The sequence below is a fragment of the Rhodosalinus sp. K401 genome (genome assembly GCF_041365735.1).
In the GTDB taxonomy this organism is placed as follows: domain Bacteria; phylum Pseudomonadota; class Alphaproteobacteria; order Rhodobacterales; family Rhodobacteraceae; genus Rhodosalinus.
Map to the genome: position 1 here is coordinate 1 of NZ_JBGFSI010000019.1, position 14656 is coordinate 14656.

General features: G+C 65.8%; 13 protein-coding genes and 3 pseudogenes. 13 read left to right on the forward strand and 3 right to left on the reverse strand.

Features of this window, described 5'->3' with window-relative positions:
• Positions 1 to 315, reverse strand: a 315-nt coding sequence (locus AB6A66_RS15685) for a transposase (protein WP_371056627.1), incomplete at its 3' end; no start/stop codon positions are given.
• A 441-nt stretch (positions 316 to 756) separates the two neighbouring features.
• Between AB6A66_RS15685 and AB6A66_RS15690 the strand changes: the two genes are divergently transcribed.
• The 9 genes and pseudogenes from AB6A66_RS15690 (at position 757) to AB6A66_RS15730 (ending at position 8657) form a co-directional block, all read left to right on the forward strand.
• Positions 757 to 1101, forward strand: a complete 345-nt coding sequence (locus AB6A66_RS15690; RefSeq protein ID WP_371056628.1) for a phosphosulfolactate synthase — start codon at positions 757 to 759, stop codon at positions 1099 to 1101.
• Positions 1086 to 1541 carry a hypothetical protein gene (locus AB6A66_RS15695; protein WP_371056629.1) on the forward strand — a complete coding sequence of 152 codons (456 nt, stop codon included), beginning with the start codon at positions 1086 to 1088 and terminating at the stop codon, positions 1539 to 1541. The genes AB6A66_RS15690 and AB6A66_RS15695 overlap by 16 nt, the downstream gene beginning before the upstream one ends.
• A gap of 37 nt (positions 1542 to 1578) precedes the next feature.
• Complete coding sequence (locus AB6A66_RS15700) at positions 1579 to 2823, forward strand: CaiB/BaiF CoA transferase family protein (protein ID WP_371056630.1); 1245 nt, start codon at positions 1579 to 1581, stop codon at positions 2821 to 2823.
• Between the two features lie 251 nt (positions 2824 to 3074).
• Positions 3075 to 3890 carry an amidohydrolase family protein gene (locus AB6A66_RS15705; RefSeq protein ID WP_371056631.1) on the forward strand — a complete coding sequence of 272 codons (816 nt, stop codon included), beginning with the start codon at positions 3075 to 3077 and terminating at the stop codon, positions 3888 to 3890.
• A 269-nt stretch (positions 3891 to 4159) separates the two neighbouring features.
• The gene (locus AB6A66_RS15710) at positions 4160 to 4540 is read left to right on the forward strand and encodes a hypothetical protein (protein ID WP_371056632.1); all 381 of its coding nucleotides are present in this window, start codon (positions 4160 to 4162) and stop codon (positions 4538 to 4540) included.
• A gap of 140 nt (positions 4541 to 4680) precedes the next feature.
• Positions 4681 to 5613, forward strand: a pseudogene (locus AB6A66_RS15715) (IS110 family transposase); the annotation flags it as partial.
• Between the two features lie 108 nt (positions 5614 to 5721).
• A pseudogene (locus tag AB6A66_RS15720) lies at positions 5722 to 6012 on the forward strand (transposase); the annotation flags it as partial.
• A 401-nt stretch (positions 6013 to 6413) separates the two neighbouring features.
• Positions 6414 to 7058 (forward strand): annotated as a pseudogene (locus AB6A66_RS15725) (IS5 family transposase); the annotation flags it as partial.
• A gap of 273 nt (positions 7059 to 7331) precedes the next feature.
• On the forward strand, positions 7332 to 8657 hold the full coding sequence (locus AB6A66_RS15730) for an esterase-like activity of phytase family protein (RefSeq protein WP_371056633.1): 1326 nt from the start codon (positions 7332 to 7334) through the stop codon (positions 8655 to 8657).
• A gap of 39 nt (positions 8658 to 8696) precedes the next feature.
• On the opposite strand, the gene ychF is transcribed toward AB6A66_RS15730, so the two are convergent.
• On the reverse strand, positions 8697 to 9794 hold the full coding sequence (gene ychF, locus AB6A66_RS15735) for a redox-regulated ATPase YchF (protein ID WP_371056634.1): 1098 nt from the start codon (positions 9792 to 9794) through the stop codon (positions 8697 to 8699).
• A 169-nt stretch (positions 9795 to 9963) separates the two neighbouring features.
• Between ychF and trpA the strand changes: the two genes are divergently transcribed.
• The 3 genes from trpA to AB6A66_RS15750 all read left to right on the forward strand — a co-directional run bounded on the left by trpA (position 9964) and on the right by AB6A66_RS15750 (position 12631).
• The gene (gene trpA / locus AB6A66_RS15740) at positions 9964 to 10755 is read left to right on the forward strand and encodes a tryptophan synthase subunit alpha (protein ID WP_371037261.1); all 792 of its coding nucleotides are present in this window, start codon (positions 9964 to 9966) and stop codon (positions 10753 to 10755) included.
• A 77-nt stretch (positions 10756 to 10832) separates the two neighbouring features.
• Positions 10833 to 12002 (forward strand): L-lactate dehydrogenase, encoded by a 1170-nt coding sequence (locus AB6A66_RS15745; protein WP_371056635.1) that lies wholly within the window; start codon positions 10833 to 10835, stop codon positions 12000 to 12002.
• Between the two features lie 8 nt (positions 12003 to 12010).
• Positions 12011 to 12631 carry a hypothetical protein gene (locus AB6A66_RS15750; protein WP_371056636.1) on the forward strand — a complete coding sequence of 207 codons (621 nt, stop codon included), beginning with the start codon at positions 12011 to 12013 and terminating at the stop codon, positions 12629 to 12631.
• On the opposite strand, the gene AB6A66_RS15755 is transcribed toward AB6A66_RS15750, so the two are convergent.
• On the reverse strand, positions 12611 to 13765 hold the full coding sequence (locus tag AB6A66_RS15755; protein WP_371037264.1) for an MFS transporter: 1155 nt from the start codon (positions 13763 to 13765) through the stop codon (positions 12611 to 12613). The two genes, AB6A66_RS15750 and AB6A66_RS15755, sit on opposite strands and share 21 nt — an antisense overlap.
• 148 nt (positions 13766 to 13913) lie before the next feature.
• Between AB6A66_RS15755 and AB6A66_RS15760 the strand changes: the two genes are divergently transcribed.
• Entirely contained in the window at positions 13914 to 14564 is a 651-nt protein-coding gene (locus AB6A66_RS15760) for a 50S ribosomal protein L25/general stress protein Ctc (RefSeq protein WP_371056637.1), read from the forward strand.
• The last annotated feature ends 92 nt before the right edge of the window (positions 14565 to 14656 follow it).

Sequence of the window (14656 nt, forward strand, 5' to 3'; positions counted from 1 at the left end):
ACTGGACGCGGTGCGGTGGGCCTTCAGGTAGGTGGCGTCGATCATCACGGTCTTCTTCTCGCCGTGCCCGGCAGCCAGTCCGGCCATCATCTTCGCGAAGATGCCTTTATCGCTCCAACGTTTCCAACGGTTGTAGAGCGTCTTGTGGGGTCCATATTCCTTCGGCGCATCTCGCCATCGCAACCCATTGCGATTGATGAATATAATCCCACTGAGGACGCGCCGGTCATCGACGCGCGGCTTGCCGTGGGACTTCGGAAAACAGGGCTCCAGACGTGCCATCTGCGCGTCGCTCAGCCAGAAGAGATCAGACATGTTCACCGCCCGGTTTTCGCGCGGTGAATCATGCCCTTCGACTGAAATCAATGGGTCCTGAGCCTAAGTCAATTGCATCTTTGAAAATCAGGCTAAAGATGGCTTTGACCAGGTGATAAAAACCGCGTAGCCTTTGTCCTTACTGCTTGCTGCATCGGCTTTGGCATGAACCATATTTGCTCGATTGCGTCGATCTGACGGCCCGGTGCAATTGCCGTTGTCGACAACATGGCAACGGTGCTCAAGCTTGTTCATTTCTGGCAGAACAACGAACCAGGTATTCCCTGATAAAAATAGTGGAAGATATCCTGCAGGAGGCAGCACAGGCCACGGCGATAGGCGCTGAGCCTTCCAGTATACTGAAGACGTCGGCAGATTATTCGTATTCACAAGAAGAATTCCTCGGTTTACTGTGAAACCCAAGAAAGATGGAGACACTGGATGCCTCTTACTCGCGCAATTGCGCTGATCCCATTGGAGAAGCGTCGGTCACTTGGAAGGCTTAGAAATCCGGGGGTGAAAATGCTCTCCGACCGCGAAGTGTCGCTCCCGGCACTCACTTGGCTTCTTGACGTGGCTGTTGCTTACATCGACGTCGTCAGGATCACACGAGGGACCGCTTGCGTTTTTCCACGCGAGTATCTGATGGAGAAATTGGCGCTCTTGTTCGCCGGCGGCGTGCGTTCCCTTCTAGTTGGGCAGATCCAGGAATATGCCCTCCCTACAATGGCATTGCCCCAATGCAGGCGTAGCCGTCCAAAGCGCGCGCCGTGGGTTTCGACATGATCGAGGCCTCGGACAACGTTGTCGAACCGGACGCGGGCACGCTCAACCGCGGACTTGCGATGGTCCGTGATCTCGGACTGTCACCCGTGGAAGAGATCGGTGAAAGGCGCGACAATGCCGATCATGAAGCGATGTTGGCGAAGGTAAATGGGGTTCTCGCCGGTCGTGCCGACCTCGCAATGATCGAGGGGCAGGAATTGATGGATAGCGGCATTCGGGACGAGGCCCTGATCCTGAAAGACAACTGCTACACAAGCTGGTGCGTGTTCGAGCAGGCCAATCCGCGCGTCGGTACGATGACGGTGCAGATTTATGCCGGCAAGACAGGCTTGACGAAGGCAGTCGGCGCGGACGTACACATAGGCAATCTCACCACCTATACAGCCATCGAAACGGAGAAAGCTCGCCTTGGGCTTGGCTTGGCAGGGCGGCTTTCATAGCCCCAAGCCCCTCTTGGGCATTCTTGAAAGGATCGACATGACTCTTCCACTCCAAGGTCTACGCGTCATCGACTTCACCCATGTGCTGGCTGGGCCGGCTTGCGCGTATTATCTGGCGCTTCTTGGAGCCGACGTGATCAAGGTTGAGGGCACGATCCGAGGTGACGCCATGCGTCATCGCGGCGGCAGTGATCCCGATCGCGCCGCATCTGGCATGAGCACATCATACCTGACGCAGGGCGCTGGAAAACGTTCAATTGCGCTTGATATCGCCGGTGAAGCGGGGCGTGATGTGATGGAACGGTTGTTGAAAGGCGCCGATGTGCTGGTCGAAAACCACATGCCTGAAACGATCCAGAATCTCGGGCTCGACGAAAGCCGCACGCGGCACCTCAACCCCCGCCTGATCCATTGCGCAATGACCGGCTACGGACGCGGCGGCCCGATGGAGAACGCGCGGGCCTACGATGTCAATATCCAAGCGATCAGTGGCCTCATGACGCTGACCGGAACCGCCGAAAGCGGCCCCCTGCGCACGGGTGCTCCGATCATCGATTACGGAGTCGCTCTTGCAGCAACCCTTGCGATCAGTGCTGCGCTCTATCAGCGTGAGCAAACGGGACAGGGCACCTTCATCGACGTTTCAATGCTTGAAACGGCACATGCGCTCATGGCCTCGACCGTGACCGATTTACTGGTCACCGGAAACCTGCCAAAACCTCGCGGTAATGCTGCAAATAGCGGCAGCGCCAGCTCTGGCAACTTTCACTGCAAAGAAGGCATTCTCAGTCTGGGTGTAAGTGAAGAAAGCCAATTCACCCTTCTGGCAGAAACGCTCGGGAAGCCTGAATGGATCTCAGATCCGCGTTTCGCCAATCCGGAAGTCCGCAAGAAGAATGCCGCCGAGATGGCCGCTTCCTTGACCGAGGTTCTGGCGACCCGCACCGCCGAGGAATGGGAAACACTCTTGCTGGCGAACGGAGTACCGGCAGCCCGGATGCGGACATTGCCCGAAAGTCTGGCACTACCGCAAGTCGTCGCCCGTAGATTCCTTGATGGAAAGCCCGGCGACGATGTCGGACGTGGGACACTCCCGTTTCGCTTTACCGACGGAGAGCCCCTGTCTGCGCACTGCCCGTCGCCGGAGCACGGCGAAGACAGTCTGGTCATCCTGCGTGAACTCGGTTTCACCGACACCCAGATTGAAGCTTTGCTGGCCGAAGGCACAGTTCACGCGGGCTCCCGGAATTCGTCGGCTCCCCCCTTATCCGGCAAGCAATAGCCTTGCGACGCCGGAAGACCATTGAACTGCATCCCATGCGCAACGTCGCGCTATTCTTAGACCCAGATATCCACGTGATCGACCAGGTCTTTATGCAGCTCTGTTGAACTTCTTTACGGAGTTCCCCATAATCTGACGCCCACGCAAGTGATGACATTCGGTGGATATGGAGGCGAGATTTGCAAGACCGAGACCCGCAGGAACTACCGTATCTACCGTTCGATCCCAGTCCGCATCCGCCTCGGTTTGACATGCCTGCGCTTGCCTGCGATTGCCATGCCCATATTTTTTCCGGCAGCGCCGAGGCCCTTCTGATTACGCCGCGTACCTATACGCCCTCGCCAGCACCGCTCGTTTCCTATCGAAAGATGCTCGATACCCTCGGTATTGCGCGTGGCGTCATCGTTCAGCCCAGCGTGTACGGAACCGATAATTCAGTTACGCTCGCCGCAGTGGCCGAGGCGGGCGAGGCGTTTCGCGCGGTTGTCGTTGTCGACGACAGCGTGACCCTGTCAGAACTCAAGGCCCTGCATCACAAGGGAGCAAGAGGCGCGCGAGTCAATCTGCTTTTTGCATCGGATACACGGGTCGATGATCTGAGCGGTCTGTCGCACAAACTCGCTGACATGGACTGGCATTTGCAACTTCTTGTCAACCTCGCGGATATTCCCGACATCGAAGCCCTGGTGCGGCAACTGCCGGTTCCGGTGGTGTTTGACCACTTGGGGCACGTTCCCGCGCCCGAAGGCATAAGATCAGAGGGATTTCAGGCGCTTCTTTATTTGTTGTCCGACGAAAAGGCTTGGGTAAAACTATCTGGCGCCTACAGACTGACCGATTCACATGATGTCGCTTACCCAGATGTTGCGCCGCTGGCACGGGCGCTTGTCGCCGCCAACCCTGAGCATCTCGTCTGGGGGAGCGACTGGCCACATCCACATATCACGGGACCAATGCCGAATGATGGTGACCTCATCGATCTCTTGGCAGATTGGGTATCTGATGACGGCCAGCGCAATCGAATACTGGTCGCCAATCCCGCACGGCTGTACGGCTTCAGCACATAGCTGATCTTTCGGAGGCAGCTCCCCACACTCAGGATTTATTCTTTTGGGATTTTTTGCGGCAAACGGCACACTCATAGAATGATTCCCGAAATCGGTCGGCGAGTCATGGCGCACTCTGAGTGAGGGCCTCAGAGATTATTGAGCCAGCACAAGGCATTTCCTGCACACCCCAGACAGGCAGATGTGTCAGGATGCGCCGGAAGAAGGCCAGATCGCACCGCAACACCACTGCGCGGAAATCAACTACCAGAGAAGACTTTGGAGAAAATATGTCAGATTACACGTCAGCAACCGATGCGGCCCTCGCCGTGATGCGCCTTCACCTGGAGGGGCTCAACGCGCGCGACCCTGAAACCGTCGCACGGAGCCTACACTTTCCACACTACCGGCTCAGCGGAGGGAAGATGACGATCTGGGAAAGTCCCGACAGCTATTTTGACGATTTCAGAGCGCGGGCGGGACAGGAGTGGGGTCATACCGAATGGGGTGAGATCAATGTCTTGGAAGCGAGCGGCGACAAGGTACATCTCGATGTCGAGGTGCGCCGATTTCGCGTCGATGGCTCGTTGTTAGTGACGTTCCGATCTCTTTGGGTTATCGCACGGCTCGCAGACCGCTGGGCTGCACAGCTTCGGTCATCTTTCGGCTGAGGTGGGGCGGTCGTGTCGCGGAGTTGGTGAAAATTCAAGGGCGGCGTAATCTCCGGGTGAACGGCTCTGATGGTGTGACCGCCTCCCGACGGCATCTGTGTGCCAAGGTGGGTCATCAACGATCCACGAGGAGGGCGATCATGTCGGAGATTATCACGATCGGGCTCGATCTGGCGAAGAATGTGTTTCAGCTGCACGGAGCGGACGCGTCCGGTCGGGCGGTCCTGCGTCGCAAGCTGCGGCGGGGGCAAGTGCTCGAGGTGCTGGCCGGGCTACCGCGTTGCACGGTGGCGATGGAAGCCTGCGGTGGCGCACACTTCTGGGGCCGGGAGATCGGCAAGCTGGGCCATGAGGTCCGACTGATCCCGCCGGCCTACGTCAAGCCGTTCGTGCGCAGGCGGAAGAACGACGCGGCGGACGCCGAGGCCATCTGCGAGGCGGCGCAGCGGCCCAACATGCGCTTCGTGCCGGTGAAGAGCGAGGAAAAGCAGGGCTCGGCGGCGGTGTTCCGGGTGCGCGAGCTGCTGATCCGGCAGCGCACGCAGACCATCAACGCGTTGCGCGGCCACCTTACCGAGTTCGGCGAGGTCGTCCCTCAGGGGGCTTGGAACGCGCGGCGCCTGGCCGAGCTGGTCGAGGCGAAGGACGACGCGCTGCCGGAGACGGCGCGGGAGACGTTACAGGTTCTAATCGATGGTCTGCGCCATCTCGACGAGCGGATTGCAGGGCTCGATGCGGAGATCGCCCGCCGGGCGCGGGAGGACGAGGTCGCGCGGCGGCTGATGACGATCCCCGGGATCGGCCCGCTGATCGCCACGGCGCTGGCAACACTTGCCCCGCCGCCCGAGCATTTCCGGCGAGCGCGTGATTTCGCGGCGTGGCTCGGCCTCACGCCCCGACAGCACTCGACCGGCGGCAAGCAGCGGCTCGGCGCGACCACGAAGATGGGCGAGCGGTCGCTCAGGCGACTTCTGATCCTCGGGGCCAACAGCGTCGTTATCAAGCGGCAGACGAACCCGATGGCGCAGCCGGGGACATGGCTCGGGGATCTGCTGGTGCGCATCCGCCCACCCCGTTACGATCTGCTGCGAGGCGATGTGCAGCGGGCTACCCTGTCGGTCTTTTGACCGGGAGGGAGCCCTATGAAGAGTAAGCCTCCGGTGACGGCCGTCTGCCACGGCTGGCGCAAGATCCATCTCGGGATCGACGAGGAAACGCTGGAGGTTCGGGCTGTCGAGATCACCGGGAGTCACATCGGTGACGCTCCTGTGCTACCCGATCTTCTCGGCCAGATCCCGGCGGACCAGGAAACCGGCAGCGTCACGGCAGACGGCGCACACGACACGCGGAAGTGCCACGATGCGATTGCAGATCGCGGTGCCCATGCCGTCATCCCGCCCCGCAAGAACGCGAAGCGCTGGAAGACGATCACCGCTGGAGCCGTGGCGCGGGCGTTGTCAGAAGGAATCCGTTTGAGGCAGGCAGGGCGGCCTCGTAGCGTCCGGCCATGACAAAAACGTGATCCCTTCAAGTACTTCCACAGCAGCCCCGAAGTCATCCGCCTGGCGGTGACGATGTAAGGTTGTTTCCGGGTCGCATTTGAGGCGGCTTGCGCCGGAACCAACGAACGGCATAATAATAACAATAACGTACAGGGCGGAGAACGTTCGATCCCAGACCCATCCCCTCCGCCAACGCGACCGGCATCCAACATTCGGTGATGACCTGCGCCCCTTTGAGTCCGCGTTTATGGATCAGGTCTGTTCAGGGTTTGGTCCTCTCTTGACCGTTGGTGATACTCCCGCGTGGCTTTGTTGCGCAAATGTCGAGGGGGGGGACTCATCTCGTAAATCCAGCGTGGTAGCTGGTCTGCATGAGCAGACCGATCCCGCCGAGCTACAAGACCAAGAACTGGCCAGCCTACAACGAAGCGCTGAAGCAGCGCGGCTCCCTGACGATCTGGTTCGACCCGGACATGGCGTGGGTGCCACCGCCAACCGGAAAGCGAGGCAGGCAGCCGCAGTATAGCGATGCTGCGATCCAGACGTGCCTGACGATGAAGGTGCTCTTCGGCATGGCCCTCCGGCAGACGACCGGGTTTGTGGAGAGCCTGCTCCGCTTGGTCGGCCTCGACTGGACGGTGCCGGATTTCAGCACGCTGAGCCGACGCCAGAAGACCTTGGCCGTGACCATCCCCTACCGCGGCTCGCAGGGGCCGCTGAACCTGCTGATCGACAGCACCGGCATCAAGGCGGAGGGCGAAGGCGAATGGCACGCCCGCAAGCATGGTGGCGCGAAACGCCGTCTCTGGCGCAAGATCCACATCGGTGTCGATGAACAGACGCTGGAGATCCGCGCCATCGAAATCACCGGAAGCAACGTTGGGGGTGCGCCCATGCTGCCCGAGCTGCTCAGCCAGATCCCGGCTGATGTGAAGATTGGCTCCGTTACCGCCGCCGGGGCCTGCGACACGCGCAACTGCCACGATGCCATCCGGGGCAGAACACGCGCCAGCCTTCGCGCGGATGCGCAACGCGAGCACATGGCGCGTCGAGCCCGGTCTTCTCGGCGGTGCCACGACAAGAGGTGGCGCCGCGCACCCGGCCGCGCCCGATTGAGCGGGGATCGCCCCTGGTGGGCACGCGGCCGACCATCGGACGCCACGCCGCGGACGTGCCCCATGAAAACGCCGCGGTCACGGGTCACTGTTCCGTCATGAAACTGCAACCCCCCTGTTGAGAAAGCGTGGCAAGGGGTACGACGCAGAATGCACCGCAGCGGACATGTCCCGATGCTCGGTCCCGTTTTCCGGCGCTGTGCCGCCATTTTCGTTCTCGCCGGCCTTGCCGGCGGCCGCGCCGCGGCGGATCCCCAGTCGTTCACGGCCACGCTCAGGGCACATGCGGTCCTGCCCGCGCAGTCCTTCGTGCCCGCGCCACCGGACGCGCCGGCCCTCTTCGCGATGTCCGGCCGCTTCACCGGCGGCGCGCGGACGGAGTCGCTCTACGCGCTTCGAAACCCGGCGACCGGCCTCGCCCGCCCCTTCCCCGCAATGGCGTTGCAGGGCTTCTCCGGCATACGGAGCCTCGGCGACGACCGTTTCCTGATGCTCACCGACAACGGCTTCGGCTCCAAGGCGAACTCGGCCGACGCGCTGCTGATGTTCAGCGTGCTCCGGGCGGACTGGGAGGCGGGGCGGCTCGTGCCCGAGCGCACGGTCTTCCTGTCCGACCCGGACCGCGTCGTGCCCTTCCCGATCGCCACGGAGGCCACGGAGACGCGCTATCTCACGGGCGCGGACTTCGACCCCGAATCCATCCAGCCCGTGGGCGACGGCTACTGGATCGGCGACGAGTTCGGGCCCTGGCTGCTGGAGGTGGACGGCGCGGGCGCGATCCGGCAGGTGATCGCCACTTCACCCGGCGGCGATCTCATCCGCTCGCCCGACAATGCCTTCGTCGCCGCGCCCGACCCGGGCGCCGACCTGCCCGCGGACGTCGTGGCCCCGCGCTCGGGCGGTTTCGAGGGCATGGCGCTCTCCGCGGACGGCCGGACGCTCCATCCCCTGCTCGAGAAGCCGCTTTTCGATCCGGCCACGGGCGGGCCCGAGACGATCGACGGACGGCCCGTCCTGCGCATGTTCGAGTTCGACGCCCTGACCGGCGAATGGGGGGGCGCAGTGCGCTACTACCCGCTCGAAGACGTCGGCCACGCCATCGGCGACTTCAACATCGTCGACGGCACGCGCGCGCTCGTCATCGAGCGCGACGGCGGCCAGGGCGATCCGCGCGAGGGCTGGCCCGCGCGCCCGGCCGGGTTCAAGCGGATCTATCTCGTCGATCTCGCGCGGACCGATCCGTCGGGGGTGCTGGAGAAGATCGCCTACATCGATCTCATGGCGATCGCGGATCCGGCAGGCGTCGCGCCCCGCGGCACGATCGACGGCGTGTTCGCGTTCCCCTTCGTCACGATCGAGAACGTGGACCGGGTGGGGCCGGCCCGGATCGTCGTGGCCAACGACAACAACTACCCCTTCTCGGTGGGCCGACAGCAGGGCCGGGCCGACGACACCGAGATGATCCTGCTCGAGGTCGGCGACTTCCTCGCCGCGGAATGAGGCGGGGGCCTGCGCGACGGGGGCGGGCCCGTCCCTCTCTCAGGTGTTGAAGAGGAAGTGCAGCACGTCGCCTTCCTTGACGACGTAGGCCTTGCCCTCGGCGCGCATCCGCCCCGCCTCCTTGGCGGCCTGCTCGCCGCCAAGCTCCACGAAATCGTCATAGGCGATGGTCTCGGCGCGGATGAAGCCCCTCTCGAAATCCCCGTGGATGACGCCCGCCGCCTGCGGCGCGCGGGTGCCTTCGCGGATCGTCCAGGCGCGGGCCTCCTTCGGGCCCACGGTAAAGAAGGTCTGAAGGTGCAGCAGCTCGTAGCCCGCGCGGATCAGCCGGTCGAGACCCGGCTCCTCGAGCCCCATCTCGGCCAGGAACATCTCGGCCTCCTCGGCGTCGAGCTGGGCGAGCTCCTCCTCGATGCGGGCCGAGATCACCACCGTGCCGGCGCCCTGCCCCGCCGCCATCTCGGCCACGCGGGCGGACTGCGCGTTGCCGTGTCCGGCCGAGCTTTCCTCGACGTTGCAGACGTAGAGCACGGGCTTCGCGGTCAGAAGCTGGAGCGCCTTCCACGCCTTCGCGTCCTCCTCGTCCACCTCGACGAGGCGCGCGGGCTTGCCCTCCGACAGCATGGCGAGGGCGGCGTTGAGCAGCCGTTCCTGGTGCACCGCCTCCTTGTCGCCGCCGCGAACCTTCCGCGACAGGCCCTGAAGGCGTTTCTCTATGCTTTCCATGTCGGCGAGCATGAGCTCGGTCTCGATGGTCTCGGCGTCGGCGACGGGATCGACGCGGCCCTCGACATGGGTCACGTCGTCGTCCTCGAAGCAGCGCAGCACATGGGCGATGGCATCCACCTCGCGGATGTTGGCGAGGAACTGGTTGCCGAGCCCCTCCCCCCTCGAGGCGCCCTTCACGAGGCCCGCGATATCCACGAAGGTCATCCGGGTCGGCACGATCTGCCGCGAGCCCGCGATGGCGGCCAGCCGGTCGAGCCGCGCGTCGGGCACGGCGACCTCGCCCACATTGGGCTCGATCGTGCAGAAGGGGAAATTGGCCGCCTGCGCCGCGGCGGTGCGGGTCAGCGCGTTGAAGAGCGTGGACTTGCCCACGTTCGGCAGCCCCACGATTCCGACCTTGAAGCCCATGCGCGTCCCTTCCCTGGCGTGACGGCGCGTGTCTAGGCAGGAAGGCCGGGCGGCGCAAGCCGCGCAGGGCGACGGCGGGAAAAACCGCGCGGGCCGGACGGGCGCAGCCATTGATTTCGCCGCGCCCGTGAGGCAATGGAGCGCGGACCATCAGCGCCCGGAGGAGCCCATGACCCGCATCGCCGCCCGTTTCGCGAGGCTGAAGGCCGAGGGCCGCAAGGCGTTCGTCGCCTACATCATGGCCGGCGACCCCGATTACGAGACCTCGCTGGACGTGCTCATGGGCCTGCCCGGCGCGGGCGTCGACATCGTGGAACTGGGCGTGCCCTTCACCGACCCCATGGCCGACGGCCCCACCATCCAGCGTGCCGGCCAGCGCGCGCTGGAGGGCGGCCAGACGCTGGAGAAGACGCTCGCCATGGCGCGCGCCTTCCGCGAGCGCGACGACGAGACCCCGATCGTGCTCATGGGATACTACAACCCGATCTACAATCGCGGCGTCGCGCGCTTTCTCGAGGATGCGCGCGCGGCGGGCATCGACGGCCTGATCGTGGTGGACCTGCCGCCCGAGGAGGATGACGAGCTTTGCCTGCCGGCGAAGGCCGCGGGGCTCGATTTCATCCGCCTGGCCACGCCGACCACGGACGACAGGCGCCTGCCCAAGGTGCTCGAGAACACCTCCGGCTTCGTCTACTACGTCTCGATCACCGGGATCACCGGCGCGGCGGAGGCGCAGGCGGCCGACGTGGGCCCCGATGTCGCGCGCATCAAGTCGCAGACCGACCTGCCCGTCGTGGTGGGCTTCGGCATCAGGTCGCCCGCGACCGCCGAGGCCATCGCCGGGGTGGCCGACGGCGCCGTCGTGGGCAGCGCGATCGTGGGCGAAATCGCCGCAGGCAAGCCCGTGCCGGACATTCTCTCCTTCGTGAGAAGCCTCGCGGACGGCGCGCACCGGGGCTGAGCGCGGCGTCCTCGCAATTGCCACGCCGCGCGCACGTTGCTACGCCTTTTCGGGATTTGCGCGAGGAGGCGGCGACCATGCCCGTGATCACGAACATCGACGACCTGAAGCGGATCTACGCCCGTCGGGTCCCGCGCATGTTCCACGATTACTGCGAGTCGGGCAGTTGGACCGAACAGACCTTCCGCGAGAACGTCTCGGACTTCGACCTGATCCGCCTGCGCCAGCGCGTCGCCGTGGACATGGCGGACCGGTCGACCGCCTCGAGCATGGTGGGCGAGGACGTGGCGATGCCGGTGGCGCTCGCGCCCGTGGGCATGACCGGGATGCAGGCCGCCGACGGCGAGATCAAGGCCGCGCGGGCGGCCGAGCGCTTCGGCGTGCCGTTCACCCTGTCGACCATGTCGATTTGCTCGATCGAGGACGTGGCGGCGCACACCTCGAAACCCTTCTGGTTCCAGCTCTACGTCATGCAGGACGAGGACTACGTGGACCGGCTGATCGCCCGCGCGAAAGAGGCGAAGTGCTCCGCGCTCGTCATCACGCTCGACCTGCAGATCCTCGGCCAGCGGCACAAGGACCTGAAGAACGGCCTCTCCGCCCCGCCGAAGCTGACGCTCTCGACCATGGCGGACCTCGCCACGAAATGGAGCTGGGGGCTGGAGATGCTCGGCACGAAGCGGCGGCAGTTCGGCAACATCGTGGGCCACGTCAAGGGCGTCTCGGACCCGGCCTCGCTGATGTCCTGGATCAACGAGCAGTTCGACCTCACGCTCGACTGGGACAAGGTGAAGAAGCTCCGCGACAAGTGGGACGGGCCGGTGATCCTCAAGGGCATCCTCGACGCCGAGGATGCGAAGGCCGCGCTCGCCGTGGGGGCCGACGCGATCGTGGTTTCGAACCATGGCGGGCGGCAACTCGACGGGGCGCTCTCGTCGATCCGGGCCCTGCCCTCGATCCTCGACGCGGTGGGCGACCGGATCGAGGTGCATCTCGACGGCGGCATCCGCTCGGGCCAGGACGTGCTGAAGGCGGTCGCGCTCGGCGCGAAGGGCACCTATATCGGCCGCGCCTTCGTCTACGGGCTGGGCGCCATGGGCCAGCAGGGCGTGAGCACGGCGCTCGACGTGATCCGCAAGGAGCTCGACACGACCATGGCGCTTTGCGGGCGGCGGCGCGTCGACGAGCTCGACCGCGACATCCTGCTGGTGCCGCGCGATTTCGAGGGCACCTGGCAGACCGGCTGACCGGCCCCGTGCTGATCTTCTCGCGCCAGAACCTCGCCCTGCTGGCGGTGCCCAAGACCGGCTCCACCGCGCTGGAGACGGCGCTGCGGGGGCGCGCGGACATCGTCTTTCGCGGCCGGTTCCGCCACATGACCGCGCGGCGCTTCGCGCGCCGGGTGGCGCCCCTGCTCGAAGACGGCTACCGCCTCGCGCCGGAGGTGGTCGCGGTGATGCGCGAGCCCACGGACCGGCTCGCAAGCTGGTGGCGCTACCGCAGCCGCCCCGGCGCGACCAACGGCGTCGGCGACGCGGATTTCCCGGCCTTCGTGCAGGCGGTGCTGTCCCCCTCCCCGCCCGCCTGGGCCGGCGTGGGCGACCAGCACGCTTTCCTGACGGACGGGGGGCGGCTGGCGGTGGACCATCTCTTCGCCTACGAGGCGATGCCGCGCCTGCTGGCCTTCCTGTCCGAACGCTTCGAGACGGACATCTCGCTGCCGCGCAAGAACGTCTCGGCACCGCGCGACGCCGCGCTGCCCGGGGCGCTGCACGATCGCCTGCGCGCGGCGCGGGCGCAGGAATACGCGCTTCACGCGCGCCTCATGGCGGCGGGGGGTTACCTCGGACCCGGCTCAGCCGCTCCGGCGCGTTGACGCGGCAAGCCAGGGCCCGAGGGCCAGAGGGATGAGCGCGAGCGCCCCCGCCACGGCGAGGAAGGACAGCCACAGGCCCTGCCATTCCGACAGGAAGCCCATGGCGGGCGGGCCCAGGAAGAAGCCCGTGTAGCCGATCGCCGAGGCGAGCGAGATCGCCCGCATCCGGCGCTCGCCCGCGCCGCGTCCGACGAGCGCGAGCGCGAGCGGCACGATGACCGACACGCCGAGCCCCATCGCCGCGAAGCCGAGATAGGCCCAGCCCAGCCCCGGCGCCCAGGCGGCCAGCCCCGCGCCCGCCGCCGCGAACCCGGCCGCCCAGCGCAGAAGCGCGGCCTCGCCCACGCGGCCGAGGACGGCCTGCGCGGACAGGCGGCCGACCCCGGTGGCAAGGCTCAGGATCACCGGCCCCAGCGCCGCGGCCGCCGGGCCCGCACCCGCGCTGCGTTCGAGGTGAAGCGCGGACCAGCCGTCGCTCGCCTGCTCCGCGATGAAGCCCACGAGGATCACCGCGCCCCCGGCGGCGACTAGCGCGCCCGCGCCGGCGGGCGGCCGCCCCACGGCGGCAGGCTCGGGCCGCGCATCGGGATCCGCCCCGGCGCAGGCAAGCGCAAGGGGCAGCACGAGCAGGGCCGCCACCCACAGGATGACCGGCAGGGGCACGCCGCCCTCACGTGCCAGGCCGGCCGAGAAGGCGGCGAGCGCGAGCGCGACGGCGTAGATGCCGTGGACGAGGTTCATCAGCCCGCGCCCGGTGCCCGCCTCCGTCCGGGCGATGCGGACGTTCACCGTCACGTCCATCAGCCCCGAGGCCGTGCCACCCACGAAAAGCGCGACGCCGAACAGAAGGCGCGTGTCCGCCGCGCCCAGCAGCGCGAGCGCCACCGCCATGGCCAGCGCCGAAAGCGCCGCAGCCCGGCCCGCGAGCGCCCGCTCCAGCGGCCCCGCCAGCAGGACGGCGACCCCCGCGCCGCAGGTCGCCAGCAGCAGCAGAAGGCCGAGCTCCGCATCGCTCGCCCCCGCGCGCGTCTTGATCTGCGGCATCAGCGCGGCGAGCATGCCCCAGAAGAGCGCCATCGCCGCGAAGGCGGCAGAGGGCGCGCGTGTCAGGGCAAGGTCTCGCAAGGCCGGCATGGACGGGATCTGTCACGGCGCCCGCGCCCGGGCAAGCCGCGTCTCTGCCGAACCGCTCTTGCCAACCGGGCCGATCCGGTTTATCCGCGCGCCTTCACGCGGGCATACACCCTTGGAGGATGCCCGCCTCAATCAAGGAGACACCGACATGGCTGGAGAGATTCCGGATCTTCACGCCCAGGTTCGGACGGGGACAGGCAAGGGGGCCGCCCGTCAGGCACGCCGAGAGAACCTGGTGCCGGGGATCGTTTACGGAGGCGGCGTCGATCCGCTGCCGATCAACATCCCCTTCAACGCGCTGATCAAGCGGCTGCGGGCGGGGCGCTTCCTCGCCACGCTGTTCAACCTGAAGGTGGACGGGCACGACGACGTGCGCGTGATCTGCCGCAGCGTGCAGCGCGACGTGGTCAAGGACCTGCCCACCCATGTGGACCTGATGCGCCTGCGCCGCACGACCAAGATCAACCTCTACATTCCGGTCGTGTTCGAGAACGAGGAGGCCGCGCCCGGCCTGAAGCGGGGCGGTGTGCTCACCACGGTGCGCCCGGAGGTGGAACTCGTCGTGACCGCCGGCGACATCCCCGAGCAGATCACCGTGGACCTGACGGGCCTCGACATCGGCGACACCGTGACGATCTCGATGGTGAGCCTGCCCGCCGGCGCGAAACCGACGATCGACCGCGACTTCGTCATCGCGAACATCTCGGCGCCGTCGGGCCTCAAGGCCGACGAAGCCGAAGCGGGCGCAGAGGGCGAAGACGCCGAAGCCGAGGTGGAAGAGACCGAAGCCGAGGATTGAACCCTCCGCACTTCACGAAAGACGGCGACGGGGCCCCGCGGGGCCCCGTTCTCGTTTCAGCCGGTCTTTCTGGATCGGGGGCGCATGGCCGG